The organism is Bacteroides sp. M10 (assembly GCF_014334015.1).
Lineage (GTDB): Bacteria > Bacteroidota > Bacteroidia > Bacteroidales > Bacteroidaceae > Bacteroides > Bacteroides intestinigallinarum.
Genome location: NZ_CP060488.1, coordinates 5470678 through 5493606, shown reverse-complemented (window position 1 = coordinate 5493606; position 22929 = coordinate 5470678). Strand labels below are relative to the sequence as shown.

The window sequence follows — 22929 nt, the reverse complement described above, 5'->3', positions numbered from 1 at the left end:
TTCAATAATAAGAATGAGAAATGTGACATTAATCCTTGACGACGGGAGCCGGTTTTCCGGTAAGTCGTTTGGCTACGAGAAACCGGTGGCAGGCGAAGTAGTTTTTAATACTGCCATGACCGGATATCCGGAGAGCCTCACTGACCCTTCCTATGCCGGACAGTTGATGACGCTTACCTATCCTTTGGTAGGTAACTACGGTGTTCCTCCTTTTACCATCGAACCTAATGGACTTGCCACTTTCATGGAAAGTGAGAAAATCCACGCGGAAGCGATTATCGTAAGTGACTATTCTTATGAATACAGCCACTGGAATGCGGTGGAAAGTCTTGGTAACTGGTTGAAACGCGAGCAGATTCCCGGTATCACAGGCATTGATACACGCGAGTTGACTAAGGTTCTTCGTGAACATGGAGTAATGATGGGAAAAATCGTTTTCGATGATGAACCGGATAATGTGCCTGAAGCAGCATACGCAGGCGTCAATTATGTAGATCGTGTATCTTGCAAAGAGATTATTTGCTATCTTCCTGCCGGAACTTCACAAACTTTCTCCGCAAATAGCTCCTATGCGCAGCTTAATTCTCAATTCTCAACTTTCAATTCTCAATTTAAGAAGGTTGTCCTGGTAGATTGCGGTGTAAAGACAAATATTATTCGTTGTCTGCTGAAACGTAATGTAGAAGTGATTCGTGTACCTTGGGATTATGATTATAACGGACTCGAATTTGACGGGTTATTTATCTCCAACGGACCGGGTGACCCGGATACTTGTGATGCTGCGGTGCAGAATATACGTAAGGCGATGGCAAATGAAAAATTGCCTATCTTCGGCATCTGTATGGGTAATCAGTTGCTTTCAAAAGCGGGCGGAGCCAAGATTTATAAATTGAAATACGGACATCGTAGCCACAACCAGCCGGTGCGTATGGTAGGTACAGAACGTTGTTTCATCACTTCACAAAATCACGGTTATGCCGTAGATAATAATACGTTGAGTGCAGATTGGGAACCGTTGTTCATCAATATGAACGATGGATCCAATGAGGGAATCAAACATAAAAAGAATCCTTGGTTCTCTGCGCAATTCCACCCGGAAGCTGCGAGTGGACCTACGGATACGGAATTCCTGTTCGACGAATTTGTAAAACTATTGTAACAATGAAAGAAAATATAAAGAAAGTATTGCTATTGGGTTCAGGTGCCCTGAAAATCGGTGAGGCTGGTGAATTTGACTATTCCGGTTCACAGGCACTTAAAGCCTTGAAAGAAGAGGGGATTGAAACCATTCTTATCAATCCGAATATTGCTACGGTACAGACTTCCGAAGGAGTGGCAGATCAAATTTACTTTCTTCCGGTGACTCCGTATTTCGTAGAGAAAGTGATCCAGAAAGAAAAACCGGAAGGTATTATGCTGGCGTTCGGTGGTCAGACAGCTCTGAACTGTGGAGTAGCATTGTATAAAGAAGGTATTCTTGAAAAATATAATGTGAAAGTGCTGGGTACTCCGGTACAGGCCATTATGGATACCGAGGACCGTGAACTTTTTGTTCATAAATTGAATGAGATCAATGTAAAAACCATCAAGAGTGAAGCCGTAGAAAATGTGGAAGATGCACGTCGCGCAGCAAAAGAACTGGGTTATCCTGTAATTGTTCGTGCTGCTTATGCGTTAGGAGGCTTGGGGTCCGGTTTCTGTGATAATGAACAACAGCTGGATGTGCTGGTAGAAAAAGCATTCTCTTTCTCCCCACAGGTATTAGTGGAGAAATCACTTCGCGGCTGGAAGGAAGTGGAATATGAAGTGGTACGTGACCGTTTCGATAACTGTATCACCGTTTGTAATATGGAAAACTTCGATCCGTTGGGTATCCATACCGGTGAGTCTATCGTTATTGCTCCTTCACAGACGCTTACCAATAAAGAGTATCATAAACTTCGGGAATTGGCAATACGTATCATCCGCCATATCGGTATCGTGGGTGAATGTAACGTACAATATGCCTTCGATCCCGAATCCGAAGATTACCGGGTGATCGAAGTAAATGCCCGCCTTTCCCGTTCATCGGCTTTGGCATCTAAGGCAACCGGTTATCCGCTGGCTTTCGTTGCTGCCAAATTGGGATTGGGTTATGGACTCTTCGACCTGAAGAACTCTGTAACCAAGACTACTTCCGCTTTCTTCGAACCGGCATTGGATTATGTCGTATGTAAGATTCCTCGTTGGGATTTAGGTAAATTCCACGGTGTAGATAAAGAGTTGGGTTCTTCTATGAAATCTGTGGGTGAAGTGATGGCTATCGGACGCACTTTTGAAGAAGCTATCCAGAAAGGTCTTCGTATGATCGGACAGGGAATGCATGGTTTTGTGGAGAACAAAGAATTGGTTATTTCCGACATTGACAAAGCCTTGCGCGAACCGACCGATAAACGTATTTTCGTGATCTCGAAAGCGTTTCGCGCTGGCTACACCATTGATCAGGTGCACGAATTGACTAAGATTGATAAATGGTTCTTGCAGAAGTTAATGAATATCATGAAGACTTCCGAAGAACTGCATAGTTGGGGAAACAATCACAAACAGATTGCCGATTTGCCGAACGAATTGCTTCGTAAAGCTAAGGTTCAAGGTTTCTCCGATTTCCAGATTGCCCGTGCCATCGGTTACGAAGGTGATATGGAAGATGGAATTCTTTATATCCGCAAACACCGTAAAGAGGCAGGCATTCTTCCGGTAGTGAAACAGATCGATACGTTGGCAGCCGAATACCCGGCACAAACCAATTATCTGTATCTTACTTATAGCGGTGTAGCAAATGATGTGCGTTATCTGGGCGACCATAAATCCATCGTCGTATTGGGTTCCGGTGCTTATCGTATCGGTTCTTCCGTAGAATTCGACTGGTGTGGCGTACAGGCTTTGAATACCATTCGCAAAGAGGGATGGCGCAGTGTCATGATTAACTATAATCCTGAAACCGTATCTACGGATTACGATATGTGCGACCGTTTGTACTTTGATGAATTGACTTTTGAACGTGTGATGGATATTCTGGAACTGGAGAATCCGCATGGGGTAATTGTATCTACCGGCGGTCAGATTCCAAATAACCTTGCTTTACGTCTGGATGCACAGAAGATCAATATTCTAGGTACGAGTGCCAAGAGTATTGACAATGCCGAAGATCGTGAGAAATTCTCTGCCATGCTTGACCGTATCGGTGTGGATCAGCCCCGTTGGCGTGAATTGACTTCTATGGATGACATTCAGGAGTTCGTTAAAGAGGTAGGTTTCCCCGTACTTGTTCGTCCGTCTTATGTGCTTTCGGGAGCTGCGATGAATGTTTGTTCCAACCAGGAAGAATTGGAACGTTTCTTGAAACTGGCAGCTAATGTATCGAAGAAACATCCGGTGGTAGTAAGCCAGTTTATCGAACACGCCAAGGAAGTGGAAATGGATGCGGTGGCGCAGAATGGAGAAATTGTAGCATACGCTATAAGTGAGCATATCGAATTTGCGGGAGTACATTCCGGCGATGCAACAATTCAGTTCCCACCGCAAAAGCTGTATGTAGAAACTGTTCGCCGTATTAAGCGTATCAGCCGTGAGATTGCTAAGGCTTTGAATATCTCCGGTCCGTTTAATATTCAGTATCTGGCGAAAGACAACGATATCAAGGTGATTGAATGTAATCTGCGTGCCAGTCGTTCTTTCCCGTTTGTCAGCAAAGTGTTGAAGATCAACTTTATCGAGCTGGCAACGAAAGTAATGCTCGGTCTGCCTGTAGAGAAACCGGAAAAGAATCTCTTCGAACTGGATTATGTGGGAATCAAGGCTTCCCAATTCTCCTTCAACCGCTTGCAGAAGGCCGATCCGGTGTTGGGAGTAGATATGGCTTCTACCGGTGAAGTGGGTTGTATCGGAATGGATACTTCCTGTGCCGTACTCAAAGCGATGCTTTCCGTGGGCTATCGTATTCCGAAGAAGAATATCCTGCTGTCTACGGGAACAATGAAACAGAAAGCCGATATGATGGATGCGGCCCGTATGTTGGTGAATAAGGGATACAAACTCTTTGCAACGGGTGGTACACACAAAACGCTTGCAGAGAATGGAATTGAAAGTACTCATGTCTATTGGCCGAGTGAGGAGGGACATCCGCAAGCATTGGAGATGCTTCATCGCAAGGAGATCGACATGGTAGTCAATATCCCGAAGAATCTGACAGCCGGAGAATTAAGTAATGGGTATAAAATCCGTCGTGCTGCCATTGACTTGAATATACCGTTGATTACGAATGCCCGTCTGGCTAGTGCATTTATCAATGCCTTCTGTACGATGAGTGTGGATGATATAGCTATCAAGAGCTGGGCAGAGTATAAATAAGCAGAATGTCATCTTTTTGAAAAGAGGCTGACATCACATTGAAATGAAAATGGTAAGGCCGTTCCTGTTATTCGGGAGCGGCCTTTGTTGTTGTAGAAATGTAATAACTCTGTCATTCATTTGTATTTCCATGTCGTTTACTTTGCGCCTGCAAAACGATAGAGATACGATATGAGAAAAAGAAACATGATTTTGGTTGCCGGTCTGTTGGCATTTACTTCAGTATGGGGACAAAACACGACTTCCGGTTGGGAAGATGAATCGGGTAAGATACCTGTAAAGGCTTATTTTGAGAGTGGAAAACTTCACTTTGCTTCTAAAAATGAAAACTTTCATTTATGGTTTGATAATCGAATTTATTTGGATGCAGCGGTTTATTCGCCCACATCGAATGTGGATGATCTGACATCCAAAACGAACAAGGATCTGGAGGACGATGACAATCAATTCCGTTTTAGTAACGGGGTGAGTTTTCGTCGTGCACGTTTCGGTGTGAAAGCCACTTTATACAAAAAATGGTTTGCAGAACTGGATCTGGATTTCGCTTATAATGAAGTGGAAATAAAAGATATGTATCTGGGCTATAAATTTAATAATCATTTCTTTGTAAAGGCGGGAAATTTTAAAGTTCCGATGAGTATGGAACGCACAACAAGTTCTAAATATCTGATGGCTTCGGAACGTCCGATGGCAGTGGAAGCTTTTGCTGACGGGCGCCGTCTGGGACTTGCCGGAACTGGTTGGGGAAAACATTGGTGGGCTTCCGCCGGAGTATTTGGTAGGGAAGTGGATATCATTCAGAAAGAGCGTAATAGAGGGAATGACGGTTATGCTCTGGCTACCCGTGTAGCAGTGTCGCCTATTTACAATGAAGATATGACGATTCATGTCGGCGGATACTTTAACTATCAGACACCTTCCGGTTCAGGGCTGGAGGATAAAACGGTTCTTTTCCGGACTTTCCCGGAGAGCAGGGTAGACCGTCGCCGATTTGTGCAAGCCGAGATTTCGAATGTCAATCATTATTATACTACAGGCTTCGAACTGGATTCCGTTATCGTAAGTTGCTGACTTATGGAGAATATATTTATAACAACATATCCCGCTATACCTATGGTGCTAATAATCAAAAGACTGATTTGAAAAATGCAGTATTTAATGGTTGGTATGCTACGGCATCTTATATGATATTGGGAGAAAACCGTCAATACTCCCCGGATGAGGCGGAATTTGGTCCAATGAAAATGCGTCGTAAGGGGGGGAATTTGGAAGTTGCGGCTCGTATCAGTAATATAAATATGAATGATTTCCATGATCCGGCTGCGTATATTACAGGAGGTAAGGCAACCAGCTATTCTGCTTCGCTAAACTGGTATCCTGTACGTAATGTGGTGATTGGACTGAATTACATTTATATGAATAATGATAAATATGCCGACTCTAAAGGACAAATTACCAAAGGAGGCAAACCTTTAAGTGAACTAATGCCTTCAGGAATCGATTTTAATGTATTTCAGTTGCGTACAATGATTTCTTTTTAAACGCGAATAACGATATAAACTAAAAAAAGATGATTATGAAAAAGTTTTTGCTGATGAGCACACTTTGTGCTTTGGCTTTAGTTGGGTGTAAAGATGACTCGGAACCGGAAATTCCTACTGATATTGATTATTCAGGATTGGTATTGAATGAAATTTGTGGAAACGATGGGAATGCAAGTGAAGAAGATTGGATTGAGATTTATAATACTTCCAATACAACAATTAATCTCAATGGCGTTAAACTGGTGAAAACTGATGAAGAAGGTGTTTCGGAGGTTATTTATACGTTTGGGGAAGGTGCAACCATTGCCGGTAAAGCATATTTGCTGAAAGTCAAAGGCGTTGATTTTACTCAAGGAATATCAAATACTAAATCTGTTTCTATCACTTTGCAAATGCCCTCTGGTAAAGATATAGACAAATTTGATAAGGATGCGGAATTTGGTGATGGAGGTAAACATGAAGTGGGAGGAAGTTATTCACGTATTCCTGACGGTACGGGAGAATGGACTGTTGTATTGAAAGCTACTAAAGGAACGGCTAATAAAGTTACGGAACCTGAAGGACCTTCCGGTATTGATTATACTGGATTGGTGCTGAATGAGTTGAATGGTAATAAACCCAAATATATTGAGTTGTATAATAGTACAGGTCGTGAACTGGATATAACCGGAGTAAAGATTAAAAAAGATGATGGGGATATTGTTTATATAGCTCCCGAAGGAACTAAAATACAGTCTCATGGTTTTTTAGTGCTTCTTTCGGATCAAGCGGATTATTCTACAGGCTTTACAAGTGGACTCTCCGCTAAAAAATCTGTGAAGATTGAGCTTCTTTCACCGGAAGAAACTGCCATAGACGTATTTAAGAATCTAACGGATGCCGGTGAAGAGGTTTGGGGAGAAACACCTAAATACAATGGAGAAACAGAGGGAATGGCATATGCCCGTAAGGATAACGGTGCTGAATGGTATATGATGAAAGCCACTCAAGGTGAGAGTAATAGCACCACTGCCGGACTAAGTACAAAAATAGAATGGTAAGATTATAATTGTAAGGAATGAGAAAGCTAATCCTTTTATTATTTACGGGAATTCTTCTTTTTAGCTGCACCGCTGCCGGAGCAGACGAAGGAAGAATTCTTCGTTTTATATATTGTTCAGACGTACATTATGGTCTTGAACGTGAATTTCGGGGAAAAGAAGTGGGAAGTGATGAGGTAAGTCGTGCTATGTTGGCAACCTTCAAATTGCTTTCTGAAACTCGGCTGCCGGAAGATAGTGGGGTGGGTGCAGGAATAAAATTCGGTTCTCCTGATTTTGTTGTTTGTACGGGTGATATTGCCAATCGGATGGAAGAAGGAGTTCAATCTGCTACTACATCATGGAGTCAATTTTGCAGTGATTGGGATTCATCGATAAGTTCTCCTTTGTATCTGGTACCGGGTAATCACGATATTTCTAATGCGATAGGTTATCCCAAGGTTTTATCTCCTGAAAAAGATGCATCCAGTGCTGCCGGTATTTTCAACCGGATGATGCGCCCTGCGGTGGAACGTACGGCGGAGACTTTTAATTATCAAACGGATAAGGTGCATTATTCCTTTGTAAAGGACGGGGTACGTTTTGTTTTTATGGGAATGTGGCCTGATGCATATATGCGTCAATGGTTCGATCAGGAAATAGGAACCGATACGATTACTCCTGTTGTTTTATTCACCCACGATCCTCCCATTGCCGATACCAAGCATTTTACGAATCCGAACGGTAAGCATACGATCAATTCAGTAGATAAGTTTCAGAATTTGTTGGCAGATACCAGTCTGGTGACTGATGTCAAAAAGAAAGCCACAAAGAATTGGGAAAAGCTGGAGCAGTTTATCCATTCTCATTCTATGATTAAGGCTTACTTTCATGGAGATAAGAATTACAATGAATTTTATACCTGGAATGGGGTAAATGGAACAATTGATTTACCTGTTTTCCGGGTGGACTCCCCTATGAAAGGTGAGTATTCTTCTTCTGACGAACGTCTACTTTCCTTTATTGTAGTTACCATGGATGTGGATCAACGCTTGTTGACGGCTCGTGAATGTTTGTGGAATACGGAAAACAAAACCAGTATCCAATGGGGAAGTTCTTGCACTATCACTTTCTGATAAATAGCCAAATTTAGTATTAAATCGTATAGGTTACTAAAAACTTTATAAGAAAACGACCGTAAATCACCTTCTTTGTTGTAAATTCGTTCTATTTCTCGTAATATCAAACTTATTTTAATCAATTAATATAGAAAGTAAATTATGAGAAAAGACGGATTTACCGTATGTGCAAATAATTATATAAATTGTTTGCGTCAGGAAGGGCGTTATGCCACAGCACATGTTTATGAGAATGCACTTCGCTCTTTCACCATATTTTGTGGAACAGAGTGTGTGTCATTCAGTTTGATTACTCGTGAGAACTTGAAGCGGTATAGCAGTTATCTGATGTCCTGCCGCTTGAAGCTGAACACGATTTCCACCTATATGCGAATGTTACGTTGCATATACAATAAGGGAGTAGATACTCATCAGGCTCCTTATATTCATCGCTTGTTTCGTGATGTCTTTACCGGAGTAGATACTCGTCAGAAAAAAGCAATTCCTATAAATGAATTACACACGCTGCTTTATAAAGATCCGCAGTCCGAAAAACTTCGCCGGACGCAAGCCATCGCTAATTTGTTATTTTTATTTTGCGGAATGCCTTTCGCTGATCTTGCTCATCTGGAAAAGTCGAATTTGGAGGGGAATATATTGAAGTACAACCGTATCAAGACGGGAACTCCAATGAGTATAGAAATCTTAGAATCGGCTTCATGTATTGTTTCCCGACTTCGTAATACGCATTCCGCTGTTCTCCCCGAGCATCCGGATTATCTTTTTTATATATTAAGTGGAAAGAATAAACGGGATGACGAAGCGGCATATATAGAATATCAATCCACTCTGCGTCGTTTTAATAATGATTTGAAGAGTTTAGCCAAGAAGCTACGTATTCATTCATCCGTAACTTCTTATACGTTTCGCCATTCCTGGGCAACTACCGCTAAATACAGGGGAGTACCTATCGAAATGATTAGCGAGTCATTGGGGCATAAATCTATAAAGACAACACAAATTTACTTGAAAGGTTTTGAATTGAATGAGCGTACCAAAGTAAATCGGTTGAATTATTCTTACGTTAGGAATTATAGGGGAATTCTTTGAAAAGTATATTAAGTCTTTGATAACCAGTCTAAATACGCAGCTGTTACTTCTTAGGTAACGGAAATTATTCGGTGCAAATATAGACAAAATTGTTAATAACATACAAGCAAAATTCCTTTTTTTTCTCTTTTTATTTAAATATACAGTAAAAATGTATCGGGACATGAAACATTCCTATTTCATGTTCTATGAATTCGACTGCCTATACTTTTCAAATATCTCTGTATATCAGGCAAAATGTATCTAAACTCCCTTGTTCGTACGTATTTCTTCTTCTTTTTGTGGTAGGTGTCCAGTACTCTATAATTTCCGTTACCTAAGAAGTAACAGAAACTTAAGGGGTAAAAAAGTATGATTCTAACGAAAGAAACTTTAAGTGCTGGGCCTAAAATTGGGACAGGGGAAGGCGTAGCACACTCTAAACGCTGGTATGTCGCTCTGGTCCGTATGCATCATGAGAAGAAGGTAGCCGAACGTTTAGGCAAAATGGGGATTGAAAATTTTGTACCGGTCCAGCAAGAAGTACATCAATGGAGCGACCGCCGTAAAGTGGTTGAATCCGTGTTGCTTCCCATGATGGTTTTTGTACATGCTGATCCTAAAGAACGCAAAGAGGTTCTTTCCTTTTCTACCGTTAGTCGGTATATGGTAATGCGTGGTGAGAGCAGTCCGACTATCATTCCTGATGAACAAATGGCCCGTTTCCGTTTTATGCTCGACTATTCCGAAGAGGCAATCTGTATGAATAGCGCTCCTTTGGCACGTGGTGAAAAAGTACGTGTTGTCAAAGGTCCTTTGACTGGTCTTGTAGGAGAACTTGTCACGGTAGATGGCAGGAGCAAGATTGCTGTCCGGTTAAATATGCTGGGGTGTGCTTGTGCGGATATGCCGAGAGGGTATGTGGAACTGTTTAAATAAACACAGAATAAAAGCTACTTTGTGTCCATCTCAAAACAACTTACTTATTTTCTAAAATTGAAATAAGCTTTTATGAAAGGAATCGTTTTAGCCGGTGGTTCAGGCACTCGTCTGTATCCTATCACCAAAGGAGTGAGTAAGCAGTTGCTTCCTGTCTTTGACAAACCCATGATTTATTATCCGATTTCAGTCCTTATGTTGGCTGGAATCCGTGAGATCCTGATCATTTCCACTCCTTATGATCTTCCGGGCTTCAAACGTCTTTTAGGCGATGGCTCCGACTATGGAGTACGGTTTGAGTATGCCGAACAACCCTCTCCGGACGGTCTGGCACAAGCCTTTATTATCGGTGAAGACTTCATCGGCAATGATTCCGTCTGCCTGGTATTAGGTGATAATATCTTCTATGGCCAAAGCTTTACCCGCATGTTGCAGGAGGCTGTCCGTACAGTCGAGGAGGAGCAGAAAGCAACCGTATTCGGTTATTGGGTTGCCGATCCCGAACGTTATGGAGTTGCTGACTTTGACAAGGATGGAAATGTTTTGAGCATCGAAGAGAAACCTACAAATCCAAAATCTAACTACGCTGTAGTGGGACTCTATTTCTACCCCAATAAAGTGGTGGATGTAGCCAAACATATACAACCCTCTCCCCGTGGAGAGTTAGAAATCACTACCGTTAATCAGGAATTTCTCAATGACCACCAATTAAAGGTCCAACTATTAGGCCGTGGCTTTGCCTGGCTTGATACCGGCACGCACGATTCTCTTTCCGAAGCCAGTACTTTTATTGAAGTGATTGAAAAGCGTCAGGGATTGAAAGTCGCGTGTCTTGAAGGTATTGCCCTGCGTCATGGCTGGATAACAGCGGATAAAATGCGTGAACTGGCCAAGCCCATGCTAAAGAACCAATATGGCCAGTACCTTTTAAAAGTAATAAATGAACTGGGACTGGAATAATGCCATATTTCTTTCCGGTAATTTAAATAACTAACAAACACTAATCACAGTGGAAATAATCAAAACTGCTATCGAGGGCGTTGTCATCATTGAACCCCGCCTTTTTAAAGATGACCGTGGTTACTTTTTCGAATCTTTCTCTCAACGTGAATTTGCAGAAAAGGTCCGTAAGGTAGATTTTGTCCAGGATAATGAAAGTAAATCCAGCTATGGTGTTTTACGTGGCCTTCATTTTCAGAAGCCACCTTATGCCCAGAGTAAACTGGTACGTGTCATTAAAGGCTCTGTCCTTGATGTGGCTGTCGATATTCGTAAAGGCTCACCAACATTTGGAGAGCATGTATCAGTGGAATTGACTGAAGAAAACCATCGTCAGTTCTTTATTCCGCGTGGATTCGCCCATGGCTTTGTTGTCCTGACGGAAGAGGTTATTTTTCAATATAAATGTGACAACTTCTATGCTCCCCAATGTGAAGGTGCCCTGGCTTGGGATGATCCCGCATTGAAAATCGACTGGAAGGTTCCTGCTGATAAAATAATCCTTTCCGGGAAAGACCAACATCACGAACGTCTGGAAGAAGCCGGCTGGTTATTTGATTATAACGAAAATCTGTATTAAGCTCAATGAATATTCTAGTGACAGGAGCTAACGGTCAGCTTGGTAATGAGATGCGCCGTGTGTCGTCAACCAGCTCCAACCAATATATTTTTACCGATGTGGCAGAGTTGGATATAACCAGTCGTGATTCTATCCGTAAAATGGTCAATGACAACCAAATTCATGTCATCGTTAATTGTGCTGCCTATACCAATGTAGACAAGGCGGAAGACGATTTCGCGACTGCTGATTTATTGAATAATAAGGCAGTGGAGAATCTGGCTGTTGTAGCAAAAGAAGCTGATGCTACCTTAATACATGTCTCTACTGATTATGTTTTTCAGGGAGACAGAAATGTCCCTTGTCGGGAAGATTGGGAAACTAATCCTTTGGGTGTGTATGGTAAAACGAAGCTGGCCGGTGAGCATAGCATACAAGAGACCGGCTGTCATTATCTTATCTTTCGTACCGCCTGGCTTTATTCCCCTTATGGGAAGAACTTCGTAAAAACGATGCGACAACTCACAGCTGATAAAGATACCCTGAAAGTAGTCTTTGATCAGGTTGGTACTCCCACTTATGCCGGAGATTTAGCATCTGTTATCTATCAAGTGATTGAGGAGAATCAACTCTATAAAGAAGGCATCTACCATTTTAGTAATGAAGGTGTGTGTTCATGGTATGACTTTGCGAAGGAAATCTGTGACTTGAGTGGCAATGTGTGTGATATTCAACCTTGCCACAGCGATGAATTTCCCAGTAAGGTAAAGCGTCCTCATTTTTCTGTACTGGATAAAACAAAGGTGAAATCTGCTTTTGGAATCACTGTTCCCTACTGGAAGGACTCTCTACAGAAATGTATAAATGAATTGAAACAACAATCAGCTTATTAAAATAGACATGAATTTTGCACGGAATATACTGATTACAGGTGGAGCAGGCTTCATCGGATCACACGTTGTACGTTTGTTCGTCAATAAATATCCTGAATATCATATTATCAATCTGGATAAACTGACTTATGCCGGTAATCTGGTTAACCTGAAAGATGTTGAGAATCAGCCTAATTATACCTTTGTAAAGGCTGATATCTGTGACTTTGATAAAATGCTAGAAATTTTCAAGCAGTATCGTATTGATGGAGTTATTCACCTGGCCGCTGAAAGTCATGTAGACCGTAGTATTAGGGATCCATTTGCTTTTGCTCACACTAATGTCATCGGTACCCTTTCTTTATTACAGGCTGCCCGGTTGAGTTGGGAATATCTTCCTGAATGTTACGAAGGTAAGCGTTTTTATCATATTTCTACAGATGAGGTTTATGGCGCTTTGGAATTCGATGGCACCTTCTTTACGGAAGAAACTAAATACCAGCCCCATAGTCCTTATTCAGCTAGCAAGGCAGGTAGCGATCATTTTGTGAGGGCTTTTCATGATACTTATGGTATGCCTACCATTGTGACAAACTGTTCCAATAATTATGGTCCTTATCAGTTTCCGGAGAAACTGATTCCATTGTTTATAAATAATATCCGTCAGGGCAAACCCTTGCCTGTATATGGTAAGGGAGAAAATGTAAGAGATTGGTTGTATGTTGTTGACCATGCTAGGGCGATAGATTTGATTTTCCATAACGGAAACACGGCTGATACCTATAATATTGGTGGTTTTAATGAATGGACGAATATTGATCTTATAAAAGTAATCATAAAGACAGTTGATCGTTTGTTAGGTAATCCGGAGGGTACTTCAGATCATTTGATTACTTATGTAACAGACCGTAAAGGACATGATTTGCGTTATGCAATTGATTCGAATAAATTAAAGAATGAATTAGGTTGGGAACCAAGTTTACAGTTTGAAGAAGGGATAGAGAAAACTGTTAGATGGTATTTGGATAATCAGAACTGGATGGATAATGTGACAAGTGGTGATTATCAAAAAGACAATGATAGAGATGATAAATCTCTTTAATAAGAGCATTTTTATATTGGTAAAATGAATTATTAAAGTTTTCTATAAACATTAATAATTAACGGATAATTTTTTATTTTGACTGAAAATATTACACAAAATAATTCTAAACGTATAGCGAAGAATACATTACTTCTTTATATTCGGACATTCATTACAATGGCCATAAGTTTGTATACTTCACGTGTGATTTTAGAAGTTCTAGGTATAAATGATTTTGGAATTTATAATGTTGTAGGTGGATTTGTTGGAATGTTCGCTTTAATTAGTGCTACATTAACATCGTCTACACAACGCTTCATTACATATGAATTAGGAAAAAAAGATGAAAATCATAGTCAGGAGATTTTCTCGACAGCTGTATTAATACATATAATTATAGCACTCGTAATAATCGTACTTGCAGAGAGCGTAGGTGTATATTTTTTGAATAATCAAATGAATATCCCTATATCAAGATTAACGGCTGCTAACTGGGTGTTTCAGTTTTCATTAATAACATTTGTTGTTAATATTATTAGCATCCCATATAATTCAACTATAATTGCACATGAACGGATGGCTGCTTTTGCTTATATCACTTTAATAGAGTCTATTCTGAAATTACTCATCGTTTATCTATTGATATTATCCACTTTTGATAAGTTGATAATATATGGAGCTTTAATGTTGCTGGTTTCTTTAGCTATTCGTATGATTTATGGGGTGTATTGTTCGAAAAATTTTATTGAATGTAAATTCAAATTGGTAAAAGAACGTTTTTATTATAAACAAATTTTAGGATTCTCTGGCTGGAATATAATTGGGTCCTCATCGGTCGTTTTGACTAACTATGGAATTAATATTCTTTTAAATATATTCTTTGGTGTAGCAGTTAATGCGGCTAGAGGAATTACGACACAAGTTGATAATGCTTTAAATCAGTTTGTAAGCAATTTTGTCATGGCACTTAATCCGCAAATAACAAAATCTTATGCATCTGGAAATAGAGAATATATGATGAAACTTGTAATGACTGGTTCGCGTTATTCTTTTTATCTTTTGTTGATTATGGTAATACCCATTCTTTTCGAAACAGAATATATTCTTGCATGTTGGCTGAAAAATACACCAAAATATACAGTTATTTTTGTACAGTTATCTTTGATATATATGTTATGTCAATCTCTCTCAAATACTTTATTTACTGCAATGTTAGCCACTGGCAACATACGGAATTACCAAATAATTGTGGGAGGATTAGCTTTGATGGCATTTCCGCTTTCATATGGTCTTTTTAAAATGGGATTTGAGCCAGCATATTGCTATTATGCAACTATTTTTATTTCTATTCTTTGCCTTGTTGTTCGTTTAATAATGCTACATAGGATTATAGGGTTGTCTATACGAATATTTTTTAAGGATGTTATAGTAAGGGTTATATTGGTTTCTATATTTTCATTGATATCTCCATATATTATAATTAGTTTCATGACGCAAGGATTAGAACGTTTTATAATACTTTCCTTAGTGTCATTGGTAGCTACATGTATCTTTATATTTTTTAGTGGAATGTCTAAGGATGAACGCACGTTTTTTATAACATATATCAAGAATAAATTTAATAAGAGATATGAAAGAAAATTCTAATATAAATAAAGCATTAGCTTATTATATCGGATATTCAACAGATGACCTGATTCGTTATAAAGCATCTTCGGGCGGTATAGGAACATCTATCATTAAATATCTCCTTTCAACGTCTGAATATGATACCTCTATGACTTTTGTTTATGATAAAGAAAAGTGCGGCTATATTCCAAAATTGATATATGACTTTAATGAAATAAATATCTGTGGTAGTGTTTATCAAGATATCGATATATTCTCTTTTTTAAAGGAGAATATATCGAGTATTAAAAATGGTATTATAGTGACTTGTATGCCTTGTCAAGTTCAAGGAATACGGTCCGTGTTGGATAGGAATAATATTAATAATTTTATTATATCATTCTGTTGTTCAGGACAAACTACTCTTGAGGGAACATGGCTTTGTTATCGGTATATGGGTATTGATAAAAGTCAGGTGATTAATATGCAATATAGGGGAAATGGGTGGCCAAGTGGGATACAAATAGAATTGTTTGATGGTAAAAAAATATATAAAAATAATTATACTAATCCTTGGAGATTAATGCATCAGTCAAAATTATTCCGTCCCAAACGTTGCCTCATGTGCAAAGAAGATATTAGCTATAAGGCGGATGTATCATTAGCAGATCCTTGGTTGGGAAAATATAAAATTAGTGACAAAATAGGTCATACAATGTTTTTAATCAATACAGAGAAGGGATTAGCTTTTATTGAAGAAATGAAAAATAAGTCGTTATTGCGGCTAATAGATTCTTCTGTGGAAGACTATATAGAAGCTCAAGGACATACTATAATGGCCAAAGATAAAGCATCGCTAGAAAAAAAGTTTAATAATATATTATCAAAAATGGGGAATAATATATTATATAAGAAAATCATGACATTATCTCCATTCATGCTTAGATTTCATATGCTTATAATTCGAATTGTTTATAAAATTGTTAAATAAAAATACAATGAAACCATATATTATCATTTCAGGACTTAATTTTAGAGATAATAATAGAGGAACAGCAGCTTTAAGCTATGGCTCACTTTCTTTTCTGAATGAGAGAGAATTGTTATCAAAGGAGACGAAAATTCTAAATTTTCGTTTTGTGAAAAATCTTTTTAAATCAAAAAATAGGGGAACTAATATTCAAAAGATTGATATAGCAGGTGTGAAATGGGAATGTTTAACGGTTAATGTTTTTTTTGTAGAAGCTTTGTTGTTTAAATATTTGCATGTTTGTTTACCTTTTACTAATTTAGGACGAATGATAAAGCAAGTCGAGTACGTTGCTGCAATTAATGGAGGAGATGGCTTTTCAGATATTTATAATACTACCTCTTTTCTCAATCGGTTGCCTGATATCAATTTAGCAATGAAATTTAATATTCCTGTTATTATTCTTCCTCAAACATTAGGACCATTTAGAGAGAGCAAGAATAAAGTTATAGCTGACCGTATACTTTGTTACGCTAGTCAAATTTTTGTTCGTGATGATAAATATGCTTCTGATTTGGAGGCAATGGGATTGAAGTATGAACAAACGAGGGATTTGTCATACTATATGAAACCGGAACCTTTTAACATTGAAATTAAGGCTAATGCAATAGGTATTAATATAAGCGGATTGGCTTATAGCAATAAATTTAGAACTCTTTCAGGGCAATTCTCTACGTATCCATATCTCATAAATAAACTTATTGTTTATTTCCAACAGAAGAATATTGCGATTTATTTAATACCTCATTCATATAATTATCAGAAAGTAGAAGTTGCAAATGACGATTTGGAAGCTGCACGTGATGTCTATTCTAAATTGCATGATAAGAGCAATATTATACTTATTGATCAAGATTTGATTTCGCCCCAAATAAAGTTTATTATATCTCAAATGAAGTTTTTTATTGGTACACGTATGCATGCTAATTTTGCAGCTATGTATACAGGAGTACCATTGTTTGGGTTAGCATATAGTTATAAATTTCAAGGAGCATTTGAAGCAAATGGCATTTATGATAGTACAGCCATGATAAATGATATCGGTGAAAAGGAAGCAGATGCTATAGTAGAGAGAATAGTTACAAAATATAAAAGCTTGGACTAATTTTAGCCTATATTACAATATCCGCTCTATGGCATTTATTCAATCTTGGTTAACCATTATCATTCTTGTGGCTTTTTTCGTAAAGTTGCGAATAGGTCTGGTTTTGTATCTCGCTTACTTTTTTTTGGTTCCATATTTTAATATAAATTTTTTAGGGATTTCTCTGAGCTGGAATTTTGCGAATATTTTACTTCTTATTGCTTTTGTCATAGATTATTATAAACATCACGGTAAAGTTAGGTTGGATTTGCGTCCATTCTATCCATTTATTTTTTTCTATGTTATGATGCTTATTATGATGCCTTTTCAGGAGTTTGTTCCAACAGATATTGCATTGAATTCATGGCGTGCAAATATGATGACTAATTTAGTATTACCAATAGTTATGTGGAATGTGTCTAGATATGATCCTAAAATCATTAGATATAGTAGAAACTGTATGATTATTGTAATTATTGTCATCGTTATATATGGAATTTTCTTGTTGACCTTGAATGGATTAAATCCTTATGTCTATTTTATGGCACAGATTAATAATGCAGAATTGCGTGAGGCTCAATTTGGTGAGCAAATGGCTCGGCTTATTATCAAAATATCATCGGTGTTCACTCACCCTATGATTTTCGGTCTATTTTTAGGCTTAGCAATGGTATACCTTTATTCTTTGAAAGATAAAATAAAACCATTATTTGTATATTTATTGATGTTTTTTATTGTTGTTTGTATTTTTCTTTGTGGCATTCGTACTCCGATAGGTGCCATGTTTCTGACTGTTTTCTTTTATCTATTAATGTTACGTCGAATTAAACCGATGATATATGTCGCTGTTATAGGATTTATTGGTTATATTATTATTGAAAATATACCAGAATTATCAGCAACGATAGATTCAATTTTTATTAAAGATAGTCGCCAAACGAATGTGGAAGGTTCTTCTATTGATATGCGTATGGAGCAACTGAATGGTTGCTTCAGGGAAATACAGGATTGTTTAATTTTTGGAAAGGGATATGAATGGTGTGGTTATTACATGTCTATTCATGATCTTCACCCTGTTTTATTAGCTTTCGAGTCTCTTATTTTCGTTGTACTTTGTAATAGTGGTATAGTAGGCTTGTGTGTGTGGGTCATTACATTTGTTTGGTTATTTAGGGGTGTATATAGAATGAACAAGAATGTTAATGTAACATTGTTTGTGATTACATTAGCTGTTTATTACATTGCTTATTCGGCTATTACAGGAGAATATGGTTATATGAAATATTTTATTATTTTCTATACGCTATTATTAATGGAGTCGAAAATATTTATAGGCAGAGAACATTGATTTGAGTAAGCTATTTAGTTTATCAGAAATATGTATATATTATTATTTTACTGAAATTTATTAAGTGTTAATATATAAGATATGATTACAAAAGCAAGAGTTATTGCATTTTACCTCCCTCAATTTCATCCAATTAAGGAAAATGACGAATGGTGGGGAAAGGGTTTTACGGAGTGGACAAATGTAGGAAAAGCTAAACCCTTGTTTAAAGGACATTATCAGCCACGAGTTCCTGCGGATTTAGGCTACTATGATTTAAGGATGCCTGAGGTTAGAGAAGCGCAAGCGGATATGGCACGTGAGGCAGGGATAGAGGGATTTATGTATTGGCATTATTGGTTTGGTAATGGTAAACAGATACTTGAACGTCCTTTTAATGAAGTTTTATCGTCAGGAAAACCTGATTTCCCATTTTGTTTGGGATGGGCTAATCATAGTTGGACGCGTAGGACGTGGAATAGTGATGCCCAAAAACATAAGAATTTAGATTTGATGATACAAGAATATCCTGGTGATGAGGATATTGTACAGCATTTTGATAATGTATTACCTGCGTTTAAGGATAAAAGATATATCGCTGTGGATGGAAAACCTATGTTTTTGATATACGATCCCGAAGCTTTGCCTGATGCAAAACACTTTATTAATATATGGCAGAATTTAGCAAAAAAAAATGGACTGTCAGGAATACATTTTGTCGGGCTCCAAAATGCAGCTGTTAATAGGTATCAAAAGATCTTTGATTTAGGTTTTGACGCATTAGCTCCTTCAAATTTGTGGCATGCGGAGGAACAATGTAAGGGACGTTGGAGTAAGTTACTTCAGCATAAGTTACGTCAAGTTTTTCCTAATTATACCCCTCTTGATAAATATAAATATAGTGATATTATTTCTAATTTTTATACATCTTATGATTATCGGGAAGATGTATATCCATCAATCATTCCTAATTGGGATAGATCACCACGAGGAGGGCGTCGTGCAGTAATTTATACTGATTCTACTCCTGCTCTTTTTGAAAAACATATAAAAACAGCATTAGAGATAATTTCAAAGAAACAGGACGAACATAAAATTCTATTTTTGAGATCTTGGAATGAATGGGCAGAGGGAAATTATGTAGAACCAGATTTGAAGTTTGGACATGGGTATTTGGATGCTTTAAAAGAGTCTATTGGAGTGTGATACTTTTTGTACAAACGGAATTTAATAGAATAACGATGTTATTGACGCATAACTTCCTTTTGTTTAATCTATTGATAACTTGTGATATAATAATATGAAAATATTGGAACTACATTATTCTACTGCAGCTGCTGGAGCTGAAAGGTTAGTAATAGACCTATCTAATGAATTATCTAGAAATAATGAATTAGTCTTATGTACTACAGATGATGACTCAATTTTGGAAAACTCATATTATAAGAATGAGATTAGTGCTAGAATAAAATATATAAATCTAAAGTGTAAGAGTGGATTAGGGGTAAAATCAATCTGGCGTATCTTGAAAATTATAAAAGAAGAAAAGCCTGATATAGTACATTCTCATGCAAATCTGATTACATTATTTTTACCCGCAATATTATTGCCTGGTATAAGATATTTTCATACTATACATAATCTTGCTGAGAGATGTTTAATCAATAAAAATCTAAAATTCATATATAAATGGTTTTATAAAAAGAAAGTGCAGCCGGTGACTATCTCGCAGTTGTGTCTTGATTCATATAAGAAACTATACAATATGGATAACGCTATAAACATAGTGAATGGGCGATCAAGACTCCAGCAAACAACTGATTATGATAAAGTGACTATTGAGTTGAATGAGCTAAGGATACATGATGATGATAAGATCTTCGTACATGTAGCTCGGTGTGCTAAGGCAAAGAATCAAAAGTTGTTAGTAGATACATTCAACCGTTTCTTAAATGAGGGAAATCATGGTATTTTGATATTAATTGGTACAGCGTATGATTCGGAAGAAAATATACATATTCTCAATAATGCGCAAAAAGGAATATATTGGCTAGGTGCAAAAAATAATGTTGGTGATTATCTGTTACAGGCTGATTTTTTTGTGTTATCATCTTTATTTGAAGGACTCCCAATTTCATTATTGGAAGCGATCTCTTGTGGCGTTATACCAATATGTACACCAGCAGGTGGAATACCTGATGTAATCAATAGTGAATCTAATGGATATGTTTCTAAAAGTTTTGATGCAGATGACTTTTATTATACTTTGAAAAGAGCATTTGATGATGAAAAGTATTTTAACAGAATTCATTTAGAAGAATATTTTGAGAATAATTTCTCCATGCGTCATTGTGCAGAAGGTTATTTTAATGCATTTAGTCACAATGATACAGAGTAGGTTAGAACTTAAACGTTATCTTAAAGAAGATAAAAAACGTAATCCTTTATGTTATCCGTTTCTACAAAAAATAACATATAGTGAGAATTATATAATTCATCGATATCTAAGATTACTACGCTATTACGAATATTATTTAAATAATAGACATTGGTATAATTTTTTGCAATATAGCTATTATTTTATCATGTATAGAAGGTATGTAGTAAAAACGAATATCTGCATATTCCCAAATACTTTGGGAGCAGGATTACAAATAATGCATCCTGGATTTAGGCGTGTTGATATAATGGTTAGGGGAGGAGATAATTGTACTTTATTGCCTCTAGTTTTATTTGGTAAAAAAAGGCCAGGTGAAAAAGGTACAATTATTATGGGAGATAATTGTTATGTAGGAACTGGTGCGACAATACTTGGTCCGGTTAGAATTGGTAGTAATGTAACTATTGCTGCAGGAGCTGTGGTGATTGATGACATTCCTGATAATTGTATTGTGGGTGGGGTTCCTGCTAAAATTATTAAGTATAAATAGTGTAGTACTAAGTGAAAAATCGTATTTATTTTTTTGCAAATTTTGGGGATTGGAGTAAAATACCATTCGGAGGCGGGGAAGTAGGTAATAGAAGAACTCTTGCTCTATTGAAAAAACTCAATTATGATATTGTTCTAATCCCTAAATATATAAGGGTTAATGATCATTCATTAATTAATTCTATTGAGTTGTTATTTAAAATAATCTCAAATATTTTTTTGTTTGCAAAGACTTTAATAAATGGACAAAGAAAGGGAGCTATAGTTCATATTGCTGGCTTTTATGGTATAATGATATATTTTGAATATTTATTAATCGCCATTGCTAAAGTACTTCATTATAAAGTCATTTATGAAATGAGAGGTGGAGGTGCTAATAAATATTATGAAGAAGGGCATTTCCTATATAAATTCTTTTTTAAAAGAGCTATAAGGAGAAGTGACGAAATATTTTCTCAAGGGAAAGAAAATTTTTCTCTAATAAAGAAAATAGATACCAATAAGAGAATCTTTTATTACCCTAATTATGTTCAAGGTGATTTTTACCCTCAGCAGTATCCTCAAAAGCCGAAAGATAAAATTAATTTGATGTATTTTGGACGATTATCTAAAACGAAGAATACCGATATTGTTATTAATACTTTTATTCTGTTGGCGAAAGAGTATAATAATGTTTATTTAGAAATTATTGGAAATAGCGAAAGTCAATTCTATACAGATTATATTAAAAATAAAATTAAAGAAAGTAACTTAGAATCTCGTATAAATATTCTTCCTGCTTGTAATCATAAAGAATTGAAAAAACATTTAGTAGATAAAAGTTTTTATATTTTTCCGTCAAAAGAGCCACGAGAAGGCCATTCTAATGCTTTAACTGAAGCTATGGCGTGGGGATTGATTCCTATAACGACTTCACAAGGATTTAATAGAAGTGTTATAGAAAATGATTCACTTATTGTTGAGAAATTAGATGTGAAATGCTTCGTAAATAAAATAAAGTACATTATAGATAATGATTTGATAGAACAGTTTTCATATAATTCTTATAATCGAGTTTTATCAAACTATACGGATGAAATTGTATTGGAGAAACTAAAAGAAGAGTATGATTTCCTATTTAATGTAAAATTTACAAGTTAATTGAAATAATTGTCAGGTATTATAAATCCTACATACTTATTGGTGAAATATTTAGTAGAGAGATTATTCTCCTGTACTGAATACTGACATACTTGCTGTCATTACAGACGAGCGACAGCCTTTTATATGTAAATATAGATTTGCATGTTACTCTGAAATGAAAGCAAGAATGATAGAATTGATAGATTAAACAATTTGT

Annotated in this window: 20 protein-coding genes; all 20 read left to right on the top strand. The window is 37.1% G+C overall.

The window, feature by feature from the left end; genetic code table 11:
- Positions 1 to 13: 13 nt before the first annotated feature.
- The 20 genes from carA (at position 14) to H8796_RS20245 (ending at position 22730) form a co-directional block, all read left to right on the top strand.
- Positions 14 to 1159 (top strand): glutamine-hydrolyzing carbamoyl-phosphate synthase small subunit, encoded by a 1146-nt coding sequence (gene carA / locus H8796_RS20335; protein WP_117935725.1) that lies wholly within the window; start codon positions 14 to 16, stop codon positions 1157 to 1159.
- 2 nt (positions 1160 to 1161) lie between these two features.
- On the top strand, positions 1162 to 4389 hold the full coding sequence (gene carB, locus H8796_RS20330; protein ID WP_117935723.1) for a carbamoyl-phosphate synthase (glutamine-hydrolyzing) large subunit: 3228 nt from the start codon (positions 1162 to 1164) through the stop codon (positions 4387 to 4389).
- 171 nt (positions 4390 to 4560) lie between these two features.
- A complete protein-coding gene (locus H8796_RS25510) occupies positions 4561 to 5460 on the top strand; it encodes an OprO/OprP family phosphate-selective porin (protein WP_255421823.1) in 900 nt (299 codons plus the stop codon).
- Positions 5461 to 5528: 68 nt separating this feature from the next.
- Positions 5529 to 5930 (top strand): porin, encoded by a 402-nt coding sequence (locus H8796_RS25505; RefSeq protein WP_333493697.1) that lies wholly within the window; start codon positions 5529 to 5531, stop codon positions 5928 to 5930.
- 35 nt (positions 5931 to 5965) lie between these two features.
- Positions 5966 to 6973 carry a lamin tail domain-containing protein gene (locus H8796_RS20320; protein WP_233530420.1) on the top strand — a complete coding sequence of 336 codons (1008 nt, stop codon included), beginning with the start codon at positions 5966 to 5968 and terminating at the stop codon, positions 6971 to 6973.
- Between the two features lie 17 nt (positions 6974 to 6990).
- Positions 6991 to 8088 (top strand): metallophosphoesterase, encoded by a 1098-nt coding sequence (locus tag H8796_RS20315; RefSeq protein WP_117935719.1) that lies wholly within the window; start codon positions 6991 to 6993, stop codon positions 8086 to 8088.
- Between the two features lie 144 nt (positions 8089 to 8232).
- A complete protein-coding gene (locus tag H8796_RS20310; RefSeq protein ID WP_004309289.1) occupies positions 8233 to 9180 on the top strand; it encodes a site-specific integrase in 948 nt (315 codons plus the stop codon).
- A 351-nt stretch (positions 9181 to 9531) separates the two neighbouring features.
- The gene (locus H8796_RS20305) at positions 9532 to 10098 is read left to right on the top strand and encodes a UpxY family transcription antiterminator (RefSeq protein ID WP_187343866.1); all 567 of its coding nucleotides are present in this window, start codon (positions 9532 to 9534) and stop codon (positions 10096 to 10098) included.
- Between the two features lie 72 nt (positions 10099 to 10170).
- Positions 10171 to 11058 (top strand): glucose-1-phosphate thymidylyltransferase RfbA, encoded by an 888-nt coding sequence (gene rfbA / locus H8796_RS20300; protein ID WP_004325813.1) that lies wholly within the window; start codon positions 10171 to 10173, stop codon positions 11056 to 11058.
- A gap of 49 nt (positions 11059 to 11107) precedes the next feature.
- Positions 11108 to 11677 (top strand): dTDP-4-dehydrorhamnose 3,5-epimerase, encoded by a 570-nt coding sequence (gene rfbC, locus H8796_RS20295; protein ID WP_087321251.1) that lies wholly within the window; start codon positions 11108 to 11110, stop codon positions 11675 to 11677.
- A gap of 5 nt (positions 11678 to 11682) precedes the next feature.
- Positions 11683 to 12549 (top strand): dTDP-4-dehydrorhamnose reductase, encoded by an 867-nt coding sequence (rfbD, locus tag H8796_RS20290; RefSeq protein WP_117971893.1) that lies wholly within the window; start codon positions 11683 to 11685, stop codon positions 12547 to 12549.
- Between the two features lie 7 nt (positions 12550 to 12556).
- A complete protein-coding gene (rfbB, locus tag H8796_RS20285; protein ID WP_117971894.1) occupies positions 12557 to 13630 on the top strand; it encodes a dTDP-glucose 4,6-dehydratase in 1074 nt (357 codons plus the stop codon).
- Between the two features lie 78 nt (positions 13631 to 13708).
- Positions 13709 to 15259, top strand: coding sequence for an oligosaccharide flippase family protein (locus H8796_RS20280; protein ID WP_117971896.1), 1551 nt, complete (start codon positions 13709 to 13711; stop codon positions 15257 to 15259).
- Complete coding sequence (locus tag H8796_RS20275) at positions 15243 to 16211, top strand: Coenzyme F420 hydrogenase/dehydrogenase, beta subunit C-terminal domain (RefSeq protein ID WP_187343859.1); 969 nt, start codon at positions 15243 to 15245, stop codon at positions 16209 to 16211. The genes H8796_RS20280 and H8796_RS20275 overlap by 17 nt, the downstream gene beginning before the upstream one ends.
- Positions 16212 to 16218: 7 nt before the next feature.
- On the top strand, positions 16219 to 17355 hold the full coding sequence (locus H8796_RS20270; protein ID WP_187343858.1) for a polysaccharide pyruvyl transferase family protein: 1137 nt from the start codon (positions 16219 to 16221) through the stop codon (positions 17353 to 17355).
- A 28-nt stretch (positions 17356 to 17383) separates the two neighbouring features.
- A complete protein-coding gene (locus H8796_RS20265; RefSeq protein WP_187343865.1) occupies positions 17384 to 18682 on the top strand; it encodes a hypothetical protein in 1299 nt (432 codons plus the stop codon).
- 81 nt (positions 18683 to 18763) lie between these two features.
- Positions 18764 to 19867, top strand: a complete 1104-nt coding sequence (locus H8796_RS20260) for a glycoside hydrolase family 99-like domain-containing protein (RefSeq protein WP_117938026.1) — start codon at positions 18764 to 18766, stop codon at positions 19865 to 19867.
- 94 nt (positions 19868 to 19961) lie between these two features.
- A complete protein-coding gene (locus tag H8796_RS20255; protein WP_117938028.1) occupies positions 19962 to 21059 on the top strand; it encodes a glycosyltransferase in 1098 nt (365 codons plus the stop codon).
- On the top strand, positions 21046 to 21591 hold the full coding sequence (locus H8796_RS20250) for a serine O-acetyltransferase (RefSeq protein WP_004303670.1): 546 nt from the start codon (positions 21046 to 21048) through the stop codon (positions 21589 to 21591). The genes H8796_RS20255 and H8796_RS20250 overlap by 14 nt, the downstream gene beginning before the upstream one ends.
- A gap of 11 nt (positions 21592 to 21602) precedes the next feature.
- Complete coding sequence (locus tag H8796_RS20245) at positions 21603 to 22730, top strand: glycosyltransferase family 4 protein (RefSeq protein WP_004303669.1); 1128 nt, start codon at positions 21603 to 21605, stop codon at positions 22728 to 22730.
- Positions 22731 to 22929: the final 199 nt, after the last annotated feature.